Here is a 21,972-nt window from a genome sequence, read left to right as displayed (position 1 = left end):
AAGGCTCAGAAATCAATTATTCACCTTTATTTTTTTTGATAATTTCTTCAGCAATTGCTTTTGGTACTTCTTCATAGTGATCAAAGTGCATTGAGAATACTCCACGACCTTGTGTACTAGAACGAAGTGCAGTTGCATAACCAAACATTTCAGAAAGTGGAACCATCGCACGAACAACTTGTGCATTACCACGAGCTTCCATACCTTCTACACGTCCACGACGAGCTGTAATTTGTCCCATAATATCTCCTAAATAATCTTCAGGGATAACTACTTCAACCTTCATTGTAGGTTCAAGGATTACAGGGTTACATTTCGAAGCAGCGTTTTTCAATGCAAGTGATGCAGCAATTTTAAATGCCATCTCACTTGAGTCTACATCATGGTATGAACCATCATATAGTTTTGCTTTAATATCAACTAGTGGGAATCCAGCAAGAACCCCACGCTCTAATGCATCTTCAAGACCCGCTTGAACTGCTGGAATGTATTCACGAGGAACAACCCCACCAACGATTGCATTTTCGAACTCAAAGCCTTTACCTTCTTCATTTGGAGAGAACTCAATCCAAACATCCCCGTATTGTCCACGACCACCAGATTGACGTGCGAACTTACCTTGTACTTGTGCACTAGTACGGAAAGTTTCACGATAAGCAACCTGAGGTGCACCAACATTAGCTTCTACCTTGAATTCGCGTTTCATACGATCAACAAGGATATCTAAGTGAAGCTCACCCATACCAGCAATGATAACTTGTCCAGTTTCTTGGTCAGTATGTGCGCGGAATGTAGGGTCTTCCTCTTGAAGTTTTTGTAATGCTGTAGTCATTTTATCTTGGTCAGCTTTTGACTTAGGTTCTACAGACAATTGGATAACTGGTTCAGGGAACTCCATAGATTCTAAGATAACTAAATCTTTTTCATCACATAGAGTGTCACCAGTAGTTGTATCTTTCAAACCAACAGCAGCTGCAATGTCTCCAGCATGTACTTCTGAAATTTCTTCACGGTGGTTTGCGTGCATTTGAAGGATACGTCCAACACGCTCACGCTTTCCTTTTGTAGAGTTCTGTACATAAGAACCTGATGCTAATGTACCAGAATATACACGGAAGAACGTTAATTTACCAACGTAAGGGTCAGTCATAACTTTAAATGCTAAAGCTGCAAATGGCTCATCATCATCTGCATGCTTATTGACTTCTTCATCAGAATCAGGACGAGTACCTTTAATAGCTGGTACATCTAATGGAGATGGAAGATAGTCAATAACAGCATCAAGCATTAATTGAACACCTTTGTTTTTGAATGCAGTACCACATAGAACAGGATAGAATTCTACGTTAACTGTACCTTTACGGATAGCAGCTTTGATCTCTTCATTTGTAAGCTCTTCGCCACCAAGGTATTTTTCCATTAACTCTTCATCTAGTTCAGCTACTGCTTCAATTAATTTTTCTCTATAAGTTTCAGCCTGCTCTTTATATTCTTCAGGAATCTCAACAACTTCAATTTCAGTTCCTAAATCATTACCATACATAGTTGCTTTCATTTCAATAAGGTCAATAATACCTTCGAATTGATCTTCAGCACCGATTGGTAATTGAATAGGATGAGCGTTTGCTTGCAAACGGTCATGAATTGTTCCAACAGAATATAAGAAGTCAGCCCCGATTTTATCCATTTTATTAACGAATACAATACGAGGTACTCCGTATGTTGTTGCTTGACGCCAAACAGTTTCTGTTTGAGGTTCAACCCCAGATTGTGCATCAAGAACAGTTACTGCACCATCAAGTACACGAAGAGAACGTTCAACTTCAACTGTGAAGTCTACGTGTCCTGGTGTATCGATAATGTTTACGCGATTACCTTTCCAAGATGCTGTTGTTGCAGCTGATGTAATAGTAATCCCACGTTCTTGTTCTTGCTCCATCCAGTCCATTTGAGATGCACCTTCATGAGTTTCACCAATCTTATGGATTTTACCAGTGTAATAAAGAATACGCTCAGTTGTAGTCGTTTTACCAGCATCAATGTGTGCCATGATACCAATATTACGAGTATTTTCTAAGGAGAACTCTCTTTTCATTGGTTTTTTCTCCTTCCTAATATGAGAATATAGTTTTTTGGTTGAAAATGAAGGTTAGATTACCAACGATAGTGAGCAAACGCTTTGTTTGCTTCCGCCATCTTATGAGTATCTTCACGTTTCTTAACCGCAGCACCAGTGTTGTTTGCTGCATCAAGGATTTCGTTAGCTAAACGCTCTTCCATCGTTTTTTCTCCACGAAGACGAGCATAGTTTACTAACCAACGAAGACCTAAAGTAGTACGACGTTCAGGACGAACTTCTACAGGAACTTGATAGTTAGCACCACCTACACGACGTGCTCTTACTTCAAGAACAGGCATGATGTTTTTAAGTGCTTGATCAAACACTTCCATTGGATCTTTTCCTGTACGTTCACGAATAATATCAAATGATGAGTAAAGAATTGTTTGAGACTTACCTCTCTTACCGTCTACCATCATTTTGTTAATTAAACGAGTAACTAATTTTGAATTATACATCGGATCCGGTAATACGTCTCTTTTTGCAACAGGGCCTTTACGTGGCATTGTATTTCCTCCTTTCAGAAAGGGTTATATTTGTGTTAAATTATTTTTTCTCTTTTGGACGCTTAGTACCATATTTTGAACGTCCTTGTCTACGGCTATCAACACCCGCAGTATCAAGAGCACCACGAACAATATGATAACGTACCCCTGGTAAGTCTTTTACACGTCCACCGCGAATTAATACAACGCTGTGTTCTTGTAAATTGTGACCAATACCAGGAATGTATGCTGTAACCTCAATACCGTTTGTTAAACGAACACGAGCATATTTACGTAACGCTGAGTTCGGTTTCTTTGGAGTCATTGTACCAACACGAGTACAAACACCACGTTTTTGTGGTGAAGATAAGTCTGTATTCACTTTTTTGAAGCTGTTATAGCCTTTGTTAAGTGCTGGAGACTTAGACTTTGTGATTTTTGATTTACGAGGTTTACGTACTAACTGATTAATAGTAGGCATTTGAATATCCTCCCTTCCAATTTTGTTTAAGCCCACACATCCAGGTGGTTCATTTTAAAGCAAAAACAAAGTTTTTGCAGGATATTTATCTGCAAAAACAGTTTTAATAAATAACTGCAACAGCAGCAGCCCCAACTTCTATTCCACATACCTTACCAAGCTTCTTCATAGAATCTACTTGATTAATCGGTATATTCATATCATTAGCAACCTGAACTACCTTTTCAATTACAATAGGATCAGCATCCTTTGCAATAATTAGTTCATCCACGTTCGCAGTTTTTAGAGCTTTAACTGTTTGTTTTGTTCCCACAATCACTTGTTTCGCCTGCAATACTTTTTCATAAGACATTTTTCATATCCTCCAAAGTAACAGGGTTTATGATTGAAGCACCTTGAATATAGTACCATTTTCAATTATTAATGTCAACACGTTATTAAAAATAAAAATGATATATGAGCCGGTAATAAATACCGGCTTCATATTTATTCTACTGTTACTTCTTCTTCAACAACAGGAATATGTGGTTCCGCTTTACGATAACGTTGCATTCCTGTTCCCGCAGGAACTAGTTTACCGATAATAACATTTTCCTTTAATCCTAGAAGCTCATCGCGTTTTCCTTTAATAGCAGCATCTGTTAAGACACGTGTAGTTTCTTGGAAGGAAGCAGCAGATAAGAAGGAATCTGTTTCAAGGGATGCTTTTGTAATCCCTAATAAAACTGGACGACCTGTTGCAGGAAGCTTCCCTTCTAAAATGGCCTTCTCATTTGCATCAGTGAATTGGTGAATATCTAATAATGAACCAGGTAATACATCCGTATCTCCGGCATTGTTTACACGAACTTTACGAAGCATTTGACGTACCATTACTTCGATATGTTTATCTCCAATTTCTACCCCTTGCATACGATAAACCTTTTGTACTTCTTTAAGTAAGTATTCTTGAACAGAATTTACATCACGAACTTTTAATAGCTCTTTCGGATCAATAGATCCTTCTGTTAATTCTTGTCCTCGTTCTACTCTACTGTCTATTGCAACTTTCAAGCGTGATGTATATGGTGCGTGATATGTGCGCGATTCAACTTCACCTTGAACAACAATTTCTTGCTGACGGTCTCTACCTTCATTAATGGCTGTTACCACACCATCAATTTCTGAAATGACAGATTGACCTTTCGGATTTCTCGCTTCAAATAATTCTTGAATACGAGGTAAACCTTGAGTGATATCATCTCCGGCAACCCCACCAGTATGGAATGTACGCATTGTTAACTGTGTTCCAGGTTCCCCGATTGATTGAGCAGCGATAATACCAACTGCCTCACCTACTTCAACCTCTTGACCAGTTGCTAAGTTGCGGCCATAACATTTTTTACATACACCATGTCTTGTATTACATGTAAAGGCTGAACGAATCCATACTTCTTCGATTCCTGCATTTACAACATCTTTTGATAAGTCTTCCGTAATCAAACCGTTTTCCGGAACAATCACTTGACCTGTTTCAGGATGTTTGATTGCTTTTCTTGCATATCGACCAATTAGACGTTCTTCTAACGTTTCAATAATTTCTGTACCTTCTTTTAATGAACCAACAAGTAGTCCTCTGTCAGTACCACAATCATCTTCACGAACAATTACATCCTGAGCAACGTCTACAAGACGACGTGTTAAGTAACCAGAATCGGCTGTTTTTAACGCTGTATCTGCAAGACCTTTACGAGCACCGTGCGTTGAAATAAAGTATTCCAATACCGTTAGACCTTCACGGAAACTTGATTTAATTGGTAACTCAATAATACGACCAGCTGGGTTGGCCATCAGCCCACGCATACCTGCTAGTTGGGTAAAGTTTGATGCGTTACCACGGGCACCGGAATCACTCATCATGAAGATCGGATTTCGTTTATCCAATGATTCCATTAACTTACCTTGAATTGTATCCTTCGCAGCACTCCAGATAGAGATTACACGGTCATAGCGCTCCTCTTCTGTGATCAAGCCACGGCGGAATTGTTTCATAACATTATCAACTTTCCCTTGAGCTTCATGCAGAATCTGCTCTTTTTCACCTAATACAACAATATCTGCTACCCCAACCGTAATACCAGCTTTAGTTGAGTATTTAAATCCTAAATCCTTCATGCGGTCAAGCATTTTTGATGTTTCAGTGATTTGGAATCGTTTAAAGACCTCAGCAATTATATTTCCAAGGAATTTCTTAATAAACGGTTTAATAATAGGTTGTTTACTAATATGTTCCTTAACGTTTGTATCAGTATCAACAAAGTACTTTTCAGGAGTTTTTTCTTCTAAATTTGTCTTTGTTGGTTCATTCATGTACGGGAATGATTCTGGTAATATTTCATTGAAAATTAATTTACCAACTGTAGTAATAAGTAGCTTTGTCTTTTGCTCTTCTGTAAACGTTTGGTTGTTAACCGAACTTGCATGTACAGCAATACGTGTATGCAAATGAACATAACCGTTTTGATAAGCAAGAAGGGCTTCATTAATATCTTTGAAAATTTTACCTTCACCAACAGCACCTTCACGTTCTAAAGTTAAGTAATAGTTACCTAATACCATATCCTGTGATGGAGTAACTACTGGCTTACCATCTTTAGGGTTCAAGATATTTTGAGCTGCCAACATCAATAGACGAGCTTCAGCTTGAGCTTCTGCTGAAAGAGGAACGTGGACAGCCATTTGGTCCCCATCGAAGTCTGCGTTATAGGCAGTACATACAAGTGGATGCAAACGAATTGCACGTCCTTCAACAAGTGTTGGTTCAAAAGCTTGAATACCTAATCTATGCAATGTTGGGGCACGGTTTAATAGAACTGGATGCTCTCTAATAACCTCTTCTAAAACATCCCAAACTTCTGGTTGAAGACGTTCAATTTTTCTCTTCGCACTCTTAATATTGTGTGCTAACCCTTTTTCAACAAGTTCTTTCATAACAAATGGCTTAAATAATTCGATAGCCATTTCTTTTGGAAGACCACATTGATACATTTTTAAATTCGGTCCTACAACAATTACAGAACGACCAGAATAGTCAACACGTTTACCAAGAAGGTTTTGACGGAAACGTCCTTGTTTCCCTTTCAACATATGTGAAAGAGATTTCAATGGACGGTTACCAGGTCCTGTAACAGGACGACCACGACGTCCATTATCGATTAAAGCATCTACTGCTTCTTGAAGCATACGTTTTTCATTTTGAACGATGATGCTAGGTGCACCAAGATCTAAAAGTCGTTTTAATCGGTTATTCCGGTTTATAACACGACGGTATAAATCGTTTAAATCAGATGTAGCAAAACGGCCACCTTCTAATTGAACCATTGGTCTTAATTCTGGAGGAATGACAGGTAGAACATCAAGAATCATCCAATCAGGCTCATTTCCAGAATGACGAAATGCTTCTAAAACCTCTAGTCGTTTAATTGCTCTTGTACGACGTTGGCCTTGTGCTGTTTTAAGTTCTTCTTTTAAAGAATCTACTTCTTTATTTACATCAATATCCTGCAGAAGTTTTTTTACTGCTTCGGCTCCCATTGATGCTTGGAACTTAGTACCATATTTTTCACGATATGCACGATATTCCTTTTCAGATAACAATTGTTTCTTCTCAAGAGGTGTATCTCCTGTTTCCGTTACAACATAAGATGCAAAGTAAATTACTTCTTCTAATGCACGAGGAGACATATCTAATACAAGCCCCATACGGCTTGGAATTCCTTTGAAATACCAAATATGTGATACAGGAGCAGCAAGTTCAATATGACCCATACGTTCACGACGAACCTTTGAACGAGTTACCTCTACTCCACAACGATCACATACTACACCTTTATATCTAACACGCTTATATTTACCACAGTGACATTCCCAATCCTTTTGAGGACCGAAAATACGCTCACAAAATAGACCGTCTTTTTCCGGCTTTAACGTTCTATAGTTAATGGTTTCTGGTTTTTTCACTTCTCCAAATGACCAAGAACGGATTTTATCTGGTGAAGCAAGACCAATTTTCATATACTCAAAATTATTAACATCTATCAAGGGGCCTACCTCCCTTTCAGTCTACAGGTTATACCCGAAAAAGGCACTAGCGCCAAACTGTCATTGGCCTGCCTCCATGAGACGAAACCTAAGGGGCTTGGCGCTAGAGCAACAAATATATTCGATTTTTTAACTTATTTATTTTAAAGGACTATTCCTTTGACGCAACGATTTCTGATTCTTCTTTAGATTCTGGTGCAATATTTAGAGTATCTGCTTGATTGACATCATCTTCATCCTCTAAATCACGCATTTCAATTTCTTGATCATCACTAGAAAGAATTTTTACGTCCATTCCTAAACTTTGTAATTCCTTAATCAACACTTTAAATGATTCAGGAACTCCAGGTTCTGGAACATTTTCACCCTTCACAATGGCTTCATATGTTTTCACACGACCAACAACATCATCTGATTTAACAGTAAGGATCTCTTGTAATGTATAGGCAGCTCCATATGCTTCAAGCGCCCAAACTTCCATTTCTCCAAAACGTTGTCCACCAAATTGTGCTTTACCACCAAGTGGTTGTTGTGTGACAAGTGAATAAGGTCCAGTAGAACGAGCATGTAACTTGTCATCTACCATGTGTGCTAATTTAATCATATACATGATACCAACAGAAACACGATTATCAAACGGTTCACCTGTTCGACCATCATAAAGAATCGTTTTCGCGTCACTTGCCATACCTGCTTCTTCAATCGTATCCCATACATCTTCCTCTGTCGCACCGTCAAATACTGGTGTAGCTACATGAATACCTAAATATCTAGCAGCCATACCTAAATGCAATTCAAGTACTTGACCGATGTTCATACGTGAAGGAACCCCTAATGGGTTTAACATGATATCTACTGGTGTACCATCAGGTAAAAACGGCATATCCTCTTCCGGAAGAATACGAGAGATAACCCCTTTATTACCATGGCGTCCAGCCATTTTATCACCTTGATGAATTTTACGCTTTTGAACAATATAAACACGTACCAATTGGTTTACTCCTGGTGGAAGTTCGTCACCATCTTCACGATTAAAGACTTTAACATCAAGAACAATCCCACCGCCACCATGCGGTACACGTAATGAAGTATCACGAACTTCACGTGCTTTTTCACCAAAAATGGCATGTAATAAACGTTCTTCAGCCGTTAATTCCGTGACACCCTTAGGAGTAACTTTACCAACAAGAAGATCACCATCTTTTACTTCAGCACCAATTCGGATAATTCCACGTTCATCTAAGTTACGAAGAGCATCTTCCCCAACATTCGGAATATCTCTTGTCATTTCTTCTGGTCCAAGTTTTGTATCACGGGCTTCTGACTCATATTCTTCAATATGAATAGAAGTATAGACATCATCTTTTACAAGTCTTTCGCTCATGATGATCGCATCTTCATAGTTATAGCCATCCCAAGTCATAAATGCTACAAGAACATTACGACCTAATGCTAATTCAGCCTTTTCCATAGACGGTCCATCACCAAGAACTTCACCTTTTGTCACATGGTCTCCCACACTAACAATCGGGCGTTGGTTATAACAAGTACCTTGGTTTGAACGAATAAACTTCTGTAAGCGATATTTATCTAGGTCACCTTTTACTTGTTGACCATCAACATCTTTCACACGACGAACCCAGATTTCTCTAGCTTCAACATGTTCAACAATACCATCATGTTTACAAATAACAGCTGCACCAGAGTCCTTTGCAGATACATGCTCCATACCGGTACCTACAATTGGAGATTCCGGTTGCATAAGTGGAACAGCCTGACGTTGCATGTTCGCTCCCATGAGTGCACGGTTTGAGTCATCGTTCTCTAAGAATGGAATACATGCTGTAGCAGCAGAAACTACTTGCTTAGGAGAAACGTCCATATAGTCGATTCTTTCCCGTTTAACAGCTGTATTTTCCCCTCTAAAACGAGCAATTACTTCCTCATCCGCGAAGGATCCATCCTCTGCAATACGAGAATTCGCCTGTGCAACTACATAATTATCCTCTTCATCTGCAGTCAAATAATCAATATGATCGGTTAATTTCCCTGTTTCAGGGTCAACACGACGATATGGAGTTTCGATAAATCCAAAACGATTGACTTTCGCATATGATGATAACGAGTTAATTAACCCAATATTCGGTCCCTCAGGCGTTTCAATTGGACACATACGACCATAGTGAGAATAGTGAACGTCACGAACTTCCATTCCAGCACGTTCACGTGTTAAACCACCAGGTCCAAGTGCAGACAATCTTCGTTTATGAGTTAATTCTGCAAGTGGATTCGTTTGATCCATGAATTGTGAAAGCTGTGAACTACCAAAGAACTCTTTAATAGCTGCAATAACAGGGCGAATATTAATTAATTGCTGTGGAGTGATCGTGTTAATATCTTGAATAGACATTCTTTCACGAACAACTCTTTCCATACGAGATAACCCAATACGGAATTGATTTTGTAATAATTCACCAACAGAGCGTAAGCGACGGTTACCTAAATGATCGATATCATCCGTGTCACCTACACCATGTAATAAATTAAAGAAATAGCTAATAGACGAAATAATATCTGCAGGTGTAATATTTTTTACACTTTCGTCAATATAAGCATTTCCTAGTACATTTATCACTTTTTCCCCATCATCAATTGGTGCGTAAATCTTAATAGATTGAAGAACGATATCATCTTCAACAACTCCACCAACTTGTGGGTATACTTTAAAGCCTGTTCCATTTTCTAAACTAGGCAAAATTTTATCTAAAGTACGACGGTCAAGTGTAGTACCTGCCTCAGCAATAATTTCACCAGTTTCAGGATCAGCTAATGTTTCTGCCAATCTCTGTCCAAAAAGGCGATTTTTCAAATGCAATTTTTTATTAATTTTGTAACGCCCAACGTTTGCTAAATCATAACGTTTTGGGTCAAAGAAACGTGAAATTAATAAACTTTTTGCATTCTCCACTGTAGGTGGTTCACCAGGACGTAGACGTTCATAGATTTCTAAAAGCGCCTTTTCCGTACTTTCCGTATTATCCTTTTCAAGGGTATTACGAATAAACTCGTTATCCCCTAATAAATCGATGATTTCTTGATCAGAGCCGAACCCTAGCGCACGTAAAAGAACCGTAACTGGTAATTTTCTTGTGCGATCGATACGAACGTATACTACATCTTTAGCATCCGTTTCATATTCAAGCCATGCTCCGCGATTTGGAATAACTGTGGCAGCAAAACCTTGCTTCCCGTTTTTATCCATTTTTCCATTAAAATACACACTCGGTGATCGAACAAGCTGTGATACAATAACACGCTCTGCCCCATTAATAATAAATGTACCTGTTTCGGTCATTAATGGGAAATCACCCATAAATACATCTTGATCTTTTACTTCTCCAGTCTCTTTGTTCACCAAACGAACCTTCACTCGAAGGGAAGCGGAATAAGTAACATCACGCTCTTTACACTCTTCAACAGAGTACTTTGGCTCACCAAGACTGTAATCAATAAATTCTAAAGATAGATTTCCAGCGAAATCTTCAATAGGTGAAATGTCCTGGAACATTTCTCTCAAACCCTCATCAAGAAACCATTGATACGAAGAGGTTTGAATTTCAATAAGATTTGGTAATTCTAGAACTTCGCTAATACGCGCAAAACTTCTGCGTTGGCGGTGTCGTCCATACTGAACAAGTTGACCTGTCAACTGATTCACCCCTCAAATCAAGCGTTTTGGTTGCGTTTATTATATCTTAAGTCAGGACAACCAAGCTGAACATAAGACAAAAAGAAAAAGGGTTTTCTATAAAAACCACATTTTTCACATGACGAGCTATTATTTTATAAGTATTTTCCATAATAACCAAAAAATATACTTGACATAATGATTTTGAATATAATTATAGAAAATATCATATTGGCATTTTATAATGCTACCACATGGTTTAATAGACGTCAAGATTTTTTAGCCTTTAAAATATAATATCCTTTATTTTTTCCTACAATCTCTACTTCATTGAAAATTTCCTCTAATTTATCCTTCGCAGATGGAGCACCTTGCTTCTTTTGAATAACAACCCATAATTCACCTTGTTGTTTTAAATGGTAAAAACTATTTTCCAGAATATCATGTACAATCTTTTTACCGGCACGAATTGGTGGATTAGTAATTATGGCTGCAAATTCACGTTCTTGAACACTTTCAAATCGATCACTTTCATATACCTTAATATTTGAAATCTGGTTATGCAGCGCATTTTCTTCTGCAAGTTCAAGTGCACGTTGATTAACATCAACCATGTGGACAATGCGATCCTGCGATATCTTTGCCAAAGCAAGACCGATAGGACCATAACCGCATCCAACATCAAGAAATGGACCACTAATTTCCGGAGGCACGAATTGATCGATTAAAAATCTAGAACCGTAATCAACTTCTTTTTTCGAAAAAACGCCTTGATCAGATTTAAATGCGAAGTTGTGACCACGAAGAGTAAAATTCCAATAAAGCGGACTACTTTCAATTTCTGGATTTCGCGAATAGTAATGATTGTTCATCCTATCTCATCCTTTTAAAAAAAACTAACTGATTATTACCGTCTTTAACCAATTACTACTAAAATAGACAAAAAAAGCTCGCCTTAAACAGCGAGCTTTTTTAATCGTGATGATTACTTAACTTCTACGCTAGCTCCAACTTCTTCAAGTTTAGCTTTGATTTCTTCAGCTTCTTCTTTAGCAACGCCTTCTTTAAGAGATTTTGGAGCGTTGTCAACAACTTCTTTCGCTTCTTTAAGGCCAAGACCTGTGATTTCGCGAACAACTTTAATAACTTTGATTTTTTGAGCACCAGCATTAGCAAGTACAACATCAAATTCAGTTTTTTCTGCAGCAGCATCGCCACCAGCAGCTCCACCTACAACAGCTACAGGAGCAGCAGCAGTTACACCAAATTCTTCTTCGATAGCTTTAACAAGGTCATTTAATTCAAGAACTGTCATTTCTTTGACAGCTTCAATGATTTGTTCTTTAGTCATTATGATATCCTCCTAATTTTTCAATAATTATTTTATAGTAAAGTAATTTGTATCAAGTTTGCTATATTTAAGCTATAAAACAGCTATTAAGCACCTTGTTCTTCTTTTTGATCTGCAACAGCTTTTGTAGCAAGAGCCAAGTTGCGGATTGGTGCTTGAAGAACGCTAAGCAACATAGAAAGTAAGCCTTCGCGAGAAGGTAGTTCAGCAAGAGCTTTAATTTCTTCAACAGTTGCTGTATTTCCTTCAATCACACCTGCTTTAATTTCTAGAGCCTCATTCTTTTTAGCGAAATCGTTTAGGATTTTCGCTGGTGCAACAACATCTTCTGTACTGAATGCGATTGCGTTAGGGCCAGTTAATGACTCATCTAAACCAGTTAATTCAGCCATTTCTGCAGCACGGCGAGTTAATGTGTTTTTGTAAACTTTGAACTCGATTCCTGCTTCACGAAGTTGTTTACGAAGTTCAGTTACTTCTGCAACATTTAATCCACGGTAGTCAACGATTACTGTAGATACGCTTGATTTTAACTTTTCAGCGATTTCTTCTACGACTTGTTTCTTTTGATCAATTGCACTGCTCATCTTTACACCTCCTAAGAATTCTAGATGAACACTTATACCGAAATATGAAAACCTCCATATCCCAAAGTAGACATGGAGGTTTAATGCAATAGTCACGAAAACTATAATTTATAAATGCATTACCTCGGTAGGAAATTAAGCTTTTACAAGCACCTACTGTCTACGGTACAAATGTTATTTAATTAAACACAGCGTTTATTATAACAAGGATAATCTATAAAGTCAACTTAGTTTTTTACAACAAATGATGAACCGTCAACTCTTACACCAGGTCCCATTGTTGAAGTAACTGAGATGTTTTTCATGTAAGTACCTTTTGCAGCTGCTGGTTTTACTTTTAATAGAGTATCAAAGATTGTTGTAAAGTTTTCAACTAATTTATCAGTATCAAATGATACTTTACCGATTGGAACATGGATATTACCAGCTTTTTCAACACGGTATTCAACTTTACCAGCTTTGATTTCATTAATTGCTTTTGTTACATCAAATGTAACTGTTCCAGTTTTAGGGTTTGGCATTAAACCTTTTGGTCCAAGAACACGACCTAATTTACCAACTTCACCCATCATGTCAGGAGTTGCAACGATAACATCAAACTCAAACCAACCTTGGTTGATTTTGTTGATATATTCGCTATCTCCAACATAATCTGCGCCAGCTGCTTCTGCTTCTTTCGCTTTTTCACCTTTTGCAAATACTAATACGCGTTGAGTTTTACCAGTTCCGTTAGGAAGTACAACTGCGCCACGGATTTGTTGGTCCGCTTTCTTAGGATCTACTCCAAGACGAAATGCAACTTCAACAGTAGCATCAAACTTTGCAAAACTAGTTTTCTTTACTAGTTCGATCGCTTCATTAACAGAGTAAGCTTTTGTGCGATCAACTAATTTTAAAGCTTCAACATATTTTTTACCTTTTTTAGCCATTCTAATTTTCCTCCTCGAATGTGGTTTTAGCGGATTTACCTCCCACGAATAAAGGTTGCGAGCAAGTATCTTTTAGCATCGCAACCCCGTCGGACGAAAAACCATTTGTTTGCATGGATTAATCTTCGATTGTGATACCCATGCTGCGTGCAGTACCTTCAACCATGCGCATAGCTGCTTCAACGCTAGCTGCGTTTAGGTCAGGCATTTTTGTTTCAGCGATTTCACGTACTTTGTCACGCTTAACAGTCGCTACCTTTTTGCGGTTAGGCTCACCAGAACCAGATTCGATTCCAGCTGCTTTTTTAAGTAAAACCGCAGCAGGTGGGGTTTTTGTGATAAATGTAAATGAACGGTCTTCAAATACCGTAATTTCAACAGGGATAATTAAACCAGCTTGGTCTGCAGTACGAGCATTAAACTCCTTACAGAATCCCATGATATTAACACCAGCTTGACCAAGTGCAGGACCAACCGGTGGAGCTGGGTTTGCTTTACCAGCAGGAATTTGTAATTTTACAATCTTCACTACTTTTTTAGCCACGAGACACACCTCCTTAAAGTCCGTGATGTGGTAATAGGGAATTTCCCTCCCACTCATCATTTAAAAAAATCTTTATTTATCATAAAGATAGATATATTTTGTTCAGTTTCTCTTTTTTGAGAACATACTGACCTAAAGAATGTTACCATTTTTAAAAACAAATATCAAGTTGTTTCAATTTATATTTTATCAATTTGTGTAAAAACAAGATCAACCGGAGTCTCTCTACCAAACATATTGACCATAACTTTCGCTCTACCTTTGTCACGATCAATTTCCTCAATTTTACCAGTAAAGTTAGCAAATGGTCCTTCTTTTACAGTAACTGATTCACCAACTTCAAAATCTATATCTATGCGTTTTTCATCCATACCCATATGTTTCAGAATAACCTTAACTTCTTCTGGTAATAATGGAGTCGGTTTAGAACCAGATCCCGCTGATCCTACAAAGCCTGTAACCCCAGGTGTATTTCGAACAACATACCATGAATCATCGGTCATAATGATCTCAACAAGAACATATCCTGGGAAAACTTTACGCTTTAACACTTTTTTCTTACCATTTTTTATTTCTGTTTCTTCTTCCTCTGGAACAACCACTCTAAAAATTTTATCTTGCATACCCATCGATTCAACACGCTTCTCTAGGTTTGCTTTTACTTTATTTTCATAACCCGAATACGTATGAACAACATACCAATTCTTTTCCATTCACGAGGACTTAAATGTCCGTCCCTCCCCAACTAATTATATAATAAGTATTTTTTTCCAAAACGAAAAAACCCGTTAACCGGGCTAAGAAATACATTTATTTAAATTCATTATACCATGCATTGTTATAAGTTATTCAATACAAAGTTTAAAATCTATATATTTACTTCAAAATTAACTTAATGAGTGAAGATATTCCTAGATCGACGACCATAAAAAAGACAGCAAGAAAGACAACTGTTGTAACTACTGTTACTGTGTAATTCGTTAACTCCTTTTTCTTTGGCCAGCTAACCTTCCTCATTTCTGATGCTACATTTCGAAAGAATTTCGCAATAGACATGTTTGAAACCTCCATCATGATAGGATGAATCTTTAATTAATAATCTAGTAATTCGTTCTATTTATATTTATAAATAATACTATTTTGTTTCTCGATGTTCCGTATGGGCATTACAATATTTACAAAATTTTTTGACCTCTAACCGTTCAGTATTTGTTTCTTTATTATGAAAGGTCGAGTAATTTCTCGATCCGCATTTTGAACAGGCTAACACTATTTTTTTCTGCATATTTACACCTACTATTATAGGTTAACATAATTTTATGTTAATATAAAAAATTCCTCATTATCGCTATCTTACTTGTTAAAAAGTAACACGCAAAATCTAGATTTGTCAATAAAAGGTTTTGTCTACGAACTAAATTCACGTATTTCTAAATAACGCTCTAGCTTTCGTTTAACCCTTTGAAGTGCATTATCTATGGATTTCACATGGCGATTTAATTCTTCAGAGATTTCCTGGTAGGATTGCCCATCTAAATAAAGTGCTAATACTTTTCTCTCCAAGTCACTAAGTAATTCTGAAATTTTCCCTTCTATGTTTCCATACTTTTCACGATTAATAATAAGTTCTTCAGGATTCATGATCTTTGCACCTGAAATGACATCCATTAATGTTCGATCAGATTCCTCATCATAAATAGGTTTATCAAGAGAAACATACGAGTTCAGTGGAATATGCTTCTGACGGGTGGCTGTTTTAATTGCAGTAATAATTTGGCGGATGATACATAACTCTGCAAACGCTTTAAACGAAGTAAGCTTGTCCTCCTTGTAATCACGGATGGCCTTATACAGACCAATCATACCTTCTTGAACAATATCTTCCTTATCAGCTCCGACCAAAAAATATGATCGTGCCTTTGCACGTACGAAGTTACGGTATTTCTGGATAAGAAAATCCAATGCTTCACTATCACCTTTATGGACTAATTCAATCAATTGCTCATCTTCCATCATCACATAATTTTCATTATGTGTTACCTCAACATTTAGGTTCACATAAATCCCCCTGACCGCTCGGAAGCAATAGATAGAAATATTATACATTACAGAATTTTCAAGCGTCAATACTCATTGCTGACCTCTCCTAAGCTTTTCGAAAATTTCAGCAACATCTTTGCTTAAAGGAATCCTTGAAACCGGCTTATATTCATGTGTTTCTCGAACATCCTTTTCAATATTATGATTAATCATATTCATTTCATTTAATAATTCTCGTGCCGATATTCGAAGTGCACCTTGTCCGAAGATCGCCCATTGCTCTGTATAGTCAGATGTAGCAACATGAATCTGAGTTGTCCGATTATTTAACTGGATTGCTAGTTTTTCGATACGTTCATCGGCCGATTCATTTTCCTTTGTAAATATAACTTCAACTTTATGCTGTTTATACTTTTTTTCTTTCCCCTTAACATATAAGGCATCAAATACAACAATTACTCTATATCCTGTGTATCCCTGATATTCAGCCATTTTTTCAATTAAACGATCTCTTGCATGACTTAGATTTGTTTTTTTTAAACTTCTAAGCTCCGGCCACGCACCAATTATGTTGTAACCATCTACGAGCAAAATGTCCATCACTATTCACCTTGCGGATGTCGTTTCCGATAAACCTCGTATATTAATAAACTAGCCGCCACAGAAGCATTCAAAGAGGTAACATGTCCCACCATTGGTAGGTGAACAAGAAAATCACATGATTCCTTGATTAGTCGACTAATCCCCTTCCCTTCACTACCAATAACGATAGCCAAAGGCATTTTTCCATCCATCGTGCGATAGTCTTGACTTCCTTTAGCGTCTGTACCAAAAATCCACAATCCACGTTCCTTTAATTCCTTAATTGTATTCGATAAATTTGTAACCCTTGCGACAGGTACATGTTCAATTGCTCCAGTTGATGCCTTTGCTACTGCAGCTGTTAATCCTACCGCTCTACGCTTAGGAATAATAATGCCATGAACGCCTGCTGCATCGGCAGTTCGCAAAATAGAGCCAAGATTATGTGGGTCTTCTAATTCATCAAGTATGATGAAGAAAGGATCCTCTTGTTTTTGTTCAGCTAACTTAAATAAATCATCTAATTCTGCATATTGATACGCAGCTACTTGAGCAACTACGCCTTGATGATTTTCTTTCACCATTTGATCAATTTTTTGTTTCGGAACATATTGAACTAAAACCTTTGATTCTTTTGCAAGTTTGATAATTTGTTGCATTTGCCCCTTATTAGAGCCTTCTGAAATCCATATTTTATTGATATCACGATTGGATTTTAAGGCTTCAATTACTGGATTTTTTCCAGCAATAAATTCTCTATCCATATTGATTCCTCCTATTAACTATGTGCTTCAACTGTTTCGATTGCCTTAAAAATAACATTTTCCAATCGATCGAAATCCTTCATTAAATATAAGTGACCAATTAATGCTTCAAACCCTGTACTATGATTATATGTTTGAACATCTGTATTTTTGGGAATCGATCCTGATTTTGCATTTCTCCCTCGTTTTACAATCGCTTTTTCCTCTTCTGTTAATACTTCTTGCTCTATAAACATTTTCAAAATACTTGCCTGCGCTTTTGCAGAAACATATTTTGTTGCCGCTTTATGCAAGTGATGAGGTTTCGTTTTTCCAAGGTGGAGAAGATGATGCCGTATATATACTTCATATACAGCATCTCCCATATAGGCAAGAGCTAAGCTATTAAGTTGTTTTACATCAACTGGCTTTTGCATATCATTCATGTTTACCCTCTTCTCCATCTAATTCCTTGTGGTGTATCCTCTAAAATAATATTCATTTCTTTCAGCTGATCACGAATTGCATCAGCTAATTGAAAATCTCTATCCTTACGTGCTTGATTTCGTTTTTGAATGAGCTCTTCAATTTCTTCATCCAATAATTCTTCCGATTCAAGTTTTAATCCTAGCACATTGAATAAACCTTTAAATTCATCCATAAAAGCATGTAACACTTTTTCTGATGTATTCTTTTCACGTAAATAATAATTTGCTTGCTTGGATAATTCAAATAATACAGAGATTCCATTCGCAGTATTAAAATCATCATCCATTTCTTTAACAAATTCTTGATGTGATTCCTCAATTTTTGTTAGCCATTCTTGATCATTTTCGGTTAAATTAGTACTGCTTTGTAAGCGATGTTTTAAATTCTGATACGATGTTTTAATACGTTCTAAACCACTACCCGCATTCTCCAATAGTTCTTCACTATAATTAATAGGATTACGATAATGTACAGAAAGCATAAAAAATCGTAAAACCTGAGGATCAAAATGTTTAATAATATCGTGAACTAGCACAAAGTTTCCAAGTGACTTAGACATTTTTTCATTGTTAATATTGATATAACCATTGTGCATCCAATAGCGGGCAAAAGTTTTTCCAGTTAACGCTTCTGATTGAGCGATTTCATTTTCATGGTGAGGGAAGGTTAGATCCTGACCACCCGCATGAATATCAATGGTGTCTCCTAAATATTTACGAGCCATCGCGGAGCACTCAATATGCCAACCTGGTCTTCCTTTTCCCCACGGACTTTCCCAATGGATCTCTCCCTCTTTAGCCGCCTTCCAAAGGGCAAAATCTAATGCATCTTCTTTCTTTTCTCCAACTTCAATACGAGCACCAGATTTTAAATCATCGACTGATTGATGAGAAAGTTTCCCGTACCCGTTAAACTTTCTTGTTCGATAATATACATCCCCTTCTGATTCATAAGCATATCCTTTATTTATCAATGTTTCGATAAATTCTATAATAATATCCATATTTTCTGTAACACGTGGATGCACACTTGCTTTATTGCAACCTAATGCAGAGACATCCTCAAAATAAGCATCGATAAAACGATCTGCGATTGTTGGTACATCTTCCCCCAACTCTTTAGCGGCCTTAATTAACTTATCGTCAACATCTGTAAAATTTGAAACAAAATCAACATCAAATCCACGATACTCTAAATACTTACGGACCGTATCAAAAACAATAGCCGGTCTTGCATTTCCAATGTGAATATAATTATATACGGTTGGACCGCACACATACATTTTTACTTTACCCTCTTCTAATGGGATAAATGGCTCCTTTTTTCTAGTTAACGTATTATAAATTTGAATGGACATGTACTTCTTCGACTCCTTCCTCTTGTATACGAGCTAATTCAGCTTCTAAATGTTTTATTCTTTCCTCCATAGCAGAACATACGTCAGCTACAGGATCCGGAAGATCACTATGATTTAAGTCCTTCTTAATTTTGACCCCATCTTGAATGACTACACGACCAGGAATTCCAACAACAGTAGAATTAGGAGGTACATTTTTCAAAACGACTGAACCGGCACCAATCTTAGAGTTTTCCCCAACTGTTATGGAACCTAACACTTTTGCTCCTGTTGCAATTAAGGCATTATCTTTAATTGTGGGGTGCCGTTTTCCTTTTTCCTTCCCTGTTCCGCCTAAAGTAACACCTTGAAACACTGTTACATTATCACCTATTTCACATGTTTCACCAATTACAACACCCATTCCATGATCAATAAAAAAGCGGCGTCCGATTTTGGCTCCTGGATGAATCTCTATTCCTGTAAAAAAGCGACTGATTTGTGAAATGACTCGGGCAATAAAAAACAGCCTTCTTTTATAAAATCCATGAGCAACTCTATGGGCCCATATGGCATGTAATCCTGAGTAAGTTAAAATGACTTCAAACGAACTTCTAGCTGCAGGGTCTTGCTCAAATACCACTTCTATATCTTCCTTCATGCGTTTAAACACGTATACCACTCCTTTCTATAGTATTCGTTAGAAAGCAACAAAAAAAACGCCTCTGAATAGACAGAGACGCTTTCTACGCGGTTCCACTCTGTTTGAATGCAATATAAGTATGACTACTTCTTGCATCCCAACTTCGTCCTTTTAACGATAGGAAAACCGCTTATTCCTACTAAAATACATCGTTCGGAATAAGATTCAGAGGTGCATTTCAAGAAACGAGAGGCCTAAACCACTTTCAGCCGGTGATGGTTCTCTCTTTCAAACTTCGTTTCTTTACTTCTCCTCATCAACACTTTTTCTTATATATTTAAAACAAAATTTTAGGTAGTCATTTATTTATACATACTATATTACATTTTTTATAAAAAGTTAACCAATAAGAGCTTCCAATCTGCTATTTATTTTTTCTTTGCCTAAAAGCTCAATCGTTTTTGGTAAATCAGGACCATGTGCTTGACCAGTTACCGCCACACGAATTGGCATGAATAATTTTTTACCTTTATGCCCTGTTGACTTTTGCACTGCTTTAATGGCTTTTTGAATTTCTTCTGCTTTAAACTCCTCTAAGCCATTAAGCTCTTGCAAAAAGGCTTTTAGAACTTCAGGAACTTGTTCCTCACTTAAAATTTGCTTCGCTTCTTCATCATAGGAAATGGAATCAGTGAAAAATAGCTTAGACAATTCAACAATTTCAGCACCATAACTCATTTGATCCTGATATAATGCAACTAAATGTTGTACCCATGTTTGTTCTTGCTCAAATAAATTCTCACTTACCAAATTAGCCTTGATAAGATGTGGCAACGCAATTTCAACCGCACGATCTACATCAAGCTGTTTCACATATTGGTTATTCATCCAAGTTAATTTTTGCTTGTCGAACAATGCAGGAGATTTAGACAATCGTTCAGCATCAAAAATCTTAATAAATTCTTCTTTCGTAAATAGCTCTTCTTCACCTTGAGGAGACCATCCTAGTAGCGCGATAAAGTTAAATAACGCTTCAGGCAGATAACCTAATTCCTCATACTGTTCAATAAATTGGATAATGCTTTCATCACGCTTGCTAAGCTTCTTACGACTTTCATTAACAATTAATGTCATATGTCCGAATATCGGTGGCTCCCAGCCAAATGCTTCATAAATCATTAATTGCTTCGGTGTATTCGTAATATGGTCATCTCCACGTAGAACGTGAGAAATTTTCATTAAATGATCATCAACTGCTACAGCAAAGTTATATGTCGGAATGCCGTCCTTTTTAATAATAACAAAGTCGCCAATTCCATCAGATTCAAAGCTTACATCGTCTTTGACCATATCTTTAAAAGAGTAAACACGGCCCTTTGGTACGGCAAAACGAATACTAGGCTTGCGTCCTTCTTTTTCAAGACGTTCTTGATCCTCTTTCGTTAAATGGCGGCACTTCCCAGAATATTGTGGTGTTTCTCCCCGTGCCATTTGCTCTTCACGTTCTGCTTCTAACTCTTCCTCTGTACAATAACATTTATATGCTAAATCTCTTTCTAAGAGATCGGTATAATATTTTTGATAGATTTCTCCACGCTCTGATTGACGATAAGGTGCATATTCACCTTCTTTATCGATACTCTCATCCCAGTCCATACCTAACCATTTTAAGTATTTTAACTGGCTTTCTTCGCCTCCAGCAATATTCCGCTTGAGATCAGTATCTTCAATACGAATGATAAATTTGCCTCCTTGACTACGGGCAAATAAATAATTAAAAAGGGCAGTCCTAGCATTACCTATGTGCAAGTGACCAGTAGGACTTGGTGCATATCGAACGCGAATATCGGTTGACATGAAATTTTCCTCCTAAAA

21 protein-coding genes and 2 other annotated features are annotated in these 21,972 nt (G+C 37.2%); all 21 genes read right to left on the bottom strand.

What is annotated here, in order from left to right; translation table 11 throughout:
- Positions 1-16 precede the first annotated feature (16 nt).
- A complete protein-coding gene (gene fusA, locus MHI39_RS00665; protein ID WP_058005962.1) occupies positions 17-2,095 on the bottom strand; it encodes an elongation factor G in 2,079 nt (692 codons plus the stop codon).
- A 59-nt stretch (positions 2,096-2,154) separates the two neighbouring features.
- Positions 2,155-2,625 (bottom strand): 30S ribosomal protein S7, encoded by a 471-nt coding sequence (gene rpsG / locus MHI39_RS00660; RefSeq protein ID WP_058005961.1) that lies wholly within the window; start codon positions 2,623-2,625, stop codon positions 2,155-2,157.
- Positions 2,626-2,665: 40 nt separating this feature from the next.
- Entirely contained in the window at positions 2,666-3,085 is a 420-nt protein-coding gene (gene rpsL, locus MHI39_RS00655; RefSeq protein WP_058005960.1) for a 30S ribosomal protein S12, read from the bottom strand.
- Positions 3,086-3,188: 103 nt separating this feature from the next.
- Positions 3,189-3,437 carry a 50S ribosomal protein L7ae-like protein gene (locus tag MHI39_RS00650; RefSeq protein ID WP_058005959.1) on the bottom strand — a complete coding sequence of 83 codons (249 nt, stop codon included), beginning with the start codon at positions 3,435-3,437 and terminating at the stop codon, positions 3,189-3,191.
- Between the two features lie 134 nt (positions 3,438-3,571).
- A complete protein-coding gene (gene rpoC / locus MHI39_RS00645; RefSeq protein WP_058005958.1) occupies positions 3,572-7,165 on the bottom strand; it encodes a DNA-directed RNA polymerase subunit beta' in 3,594 nt (1,197 codons plus the stop codon).
- Positions 7,166-7,316: 151 nt separating this feature from the next.
- Positions 7,317-10,874 (bottom strand): DNA-directed RNA polymerase subunit beta, encoded by a 3,558-nt coding sequence (gene rpoB / locus MHI39_RS00640; protein WP_058005957.1) that lies wholly within the window; start codon positions 10,872-10,874, stop codon positions 7,317-7,319.
- A gap of 248 nt (positions 10,875-11,122) precedes the next feature.
- A complete protein-coding gene (locus MHI39_RS00635) occupies positions 11,123-11,725 on the bottom strand; it encodes a class I SAM-dependent methyltransferase (RefSeq protein WP_071976254.1) in 603 nt (200 codons plus the stop codon).
- 113 nt (positions 11,726-11,838) lie between these two features.
- Positions 11,839-12,207, bottom strand: a complete 369-nt coding sequence (rplL, locus tag MHI39_RS00630; protein ID WP_213083995.1) for a 50S ribosomal protein L7/L12 — start codon at positions 12,205-12,207, stop codon at positions 11,839-11,841.
- Between the two features lie 83 nt (positions 12,208-12,290).
- Positions 12,291-12,791: a 50S ribosomal protein L10 gene (gene rplJ / locus MHI39_RS00625; RefSeq protein ID WP_058005954.1), complete on the bottom strand. Its 501-nt coding sequence runs from the start codon at positions 12,789-12,791 to the stop codon at positions 12,291-12,293.
- Positions 12,792-12,827: 36 nt separating this feature from the next.
- Positions 12,828-12,975 (bottom strand) — a sequence feature (ribosomal protein L10 leader region).
- A 43-nt stretch (positions 12,976-13,018) separates the two neighbouring features.
- Positions 13,019-13,720 carry a 50S ribosomal protein L1 gene (gene rplA, locus MHI39_RS00620; RefSeq protein ID WP_058005953.1) on the bottom strand — a complete coding sequence of 234 codons (702 nt, stop codon included), beginning with the start codon at positions 13,718-13,720 and terminating at the stop codon, positions 13,019-13,021.
- A gap of 118 nt (positions 13,721-13,838) precedes the next feature.
- Positions 13,839-14,264, bottom strand: coding sequence for a 50S ribosomal protein L11 (gene rplK, locus MHI39_RS00615; protein ID WP_058005952.1), 426 nt, complete (start codon positions 14,262-14,264; stop codon positions 13,839-13,841).
- A gap of 179 nt (positions 14,265-14,443) precedes the next feature.
- The gene (nusG, locus tag MHI39_RS00610; RefSeq protein WP_058005951.1) at positions 14,444-14,977 is read right to left on the bottom strand and encodes a transcription termination/antitermination protein NusG; all 534 of its coding nucleotides are present in this window, start codon (positions 14,975-14,977) and stop codon (positions 14,444-14,446) included.
- Between the two features lie 163 nt (positions 14,978-15,140).
- Positions 15,141-15,320: a preprotein translocase subunit SecE gene (secE, locus tag MHI39_RS00605; RefSeq protein WP_071976253.1), complete on the bottom strand. Its 180-nt coding sequence runs from the start codon at positions 15,318-15,320 to the stop codon at positions 15,141-15,143.
- Positions 15,321-15,399: 79 nt separating this feature from the next.
- Positions 15,400-15,549: a 50S ribosomal protein L33 gene (rpmG, locus tag MHI39_RS00600; protein WP_071976252.1), complete on the bottom strand. Its 150-nt coding sequence runs from the start codon at positions 15,547-15,549 to the stop codon at positions 15,400-15,402.
- Between the two features lie 122 nt (positions 15,550-15,671).
- Complete coding sequence (gene sigH / locus MHI39_RS00595; protein ID WP_235813404.1) at positions 15,672-16,391, bottom strand: RNA polymerase sporulation sigma factor SigH; 720 nt, start codon at positions 16,389-16,391, stop codon at positions 15,672-15,674.
- A gap of 3 nt (positions 16,392-16,394) precedes the next feature.
- Positions 16,395-16,904 carry an NYN domain-containing protein gene (locus tag MHI39_RS00590; protein WP_058005949.1) on the bottom strand — a complete coding sequence of 170 codons (510 nt, stop codon included), beginning with the start codon at positions 16,902-16,904 and terminating at the stop codon, positions 16,395-16,397.
- A gap of 2 nt (positions 16,905-16,906) precedes the next feature.
- Positions 16,907-17,650 carry a 23S rRNA (guanosine(2251)-2'-O)-methyltransferase RlmB gene (gene rlmB / locus MHI39_RS00585; RefSeq protein ID WP_058005948.1) on the bottom strand — a complete coding sequence of 248 codons (744 nt, stop codon included), beginning with the start codon at positions 17,648-17,650 and terminating at the stop codon, positions 16,907-16,909.
- 14 nt (positions 17,651-17,664) lie between these two features.
- Positions 17,665-18,066: a Mini-ribonuclease 3 gene (locus MHI39_RS00580; RefSeq protein WP_139254893.1), complete on the bottom strand. Its 402-nt coding sequence runs from the start codon at positions 18,064-18,066 to the stop codon at positions 17,665-17,667.
- Positions 18,067-18,077: 11 nt separating this feature from the next.
- Positions 18,078-19,475, bottom strand: coding sequence for a cysteine--tRNA ligase (gene cysS / locus MHI39_RS00575; protein ID WP_071976250.1), 1,398 nt, complete (start codon positions 19,473-19,475; stop codon positions 18,078-18,080).
- The gene (gene cysE, locus MHI39_RS00570; protein WP_071976249.1) at positions 19,456-20,127 is read right to left on the bottom strand and encodes a serine O-acetyltransferase; all 672 of its coding nucleotides are present in this window, start codon (positions 20,125-20,127) and stop codon (positions 19,456-19,458) included. Before cysE ends, cysS begins: the two co-directional genes overlap by 20 nt.
- A 59-nt stretch (positions 20,128-20,186) precedes the next feature.
- Positions 20,187-20,426, bottom strand: a binding site (T-box leader).
- 70 nt (positions 20,427-20,496) lie between these two features.
- Positions 20,497-21,954, bottom strand: coding sequence for a glutamate--tRNA ligase (gene gltX, locus MHI39_RS00565; RefSeq protein ID WP_071976248.1), 1,458 nt, complete (start codon positions 21,952-21,954; stop codon positions 20,497-20,499).
- Between the last annotated feature and the right edge of the window lie 18 nt (positions 21,955-21,972).

Origin of the sequence: Heyndrickxia sp. FSL K6-6286 (assembly GCF_038630395.1) — a bacterium.
In the GTDB taxonomy this organism is placed as follows: domain Bacteria; phylum Bacillota; class Bacilli; order Bacillales; family Bacillaceae_C; genus Heyndrickxia; species Heyndrickxia oleronia.
The sequence above is the reverse complement of the archived record's forward strand: the minus strand, read 5'-3'. Positions and strand labels throughout refer to the sequence as shown.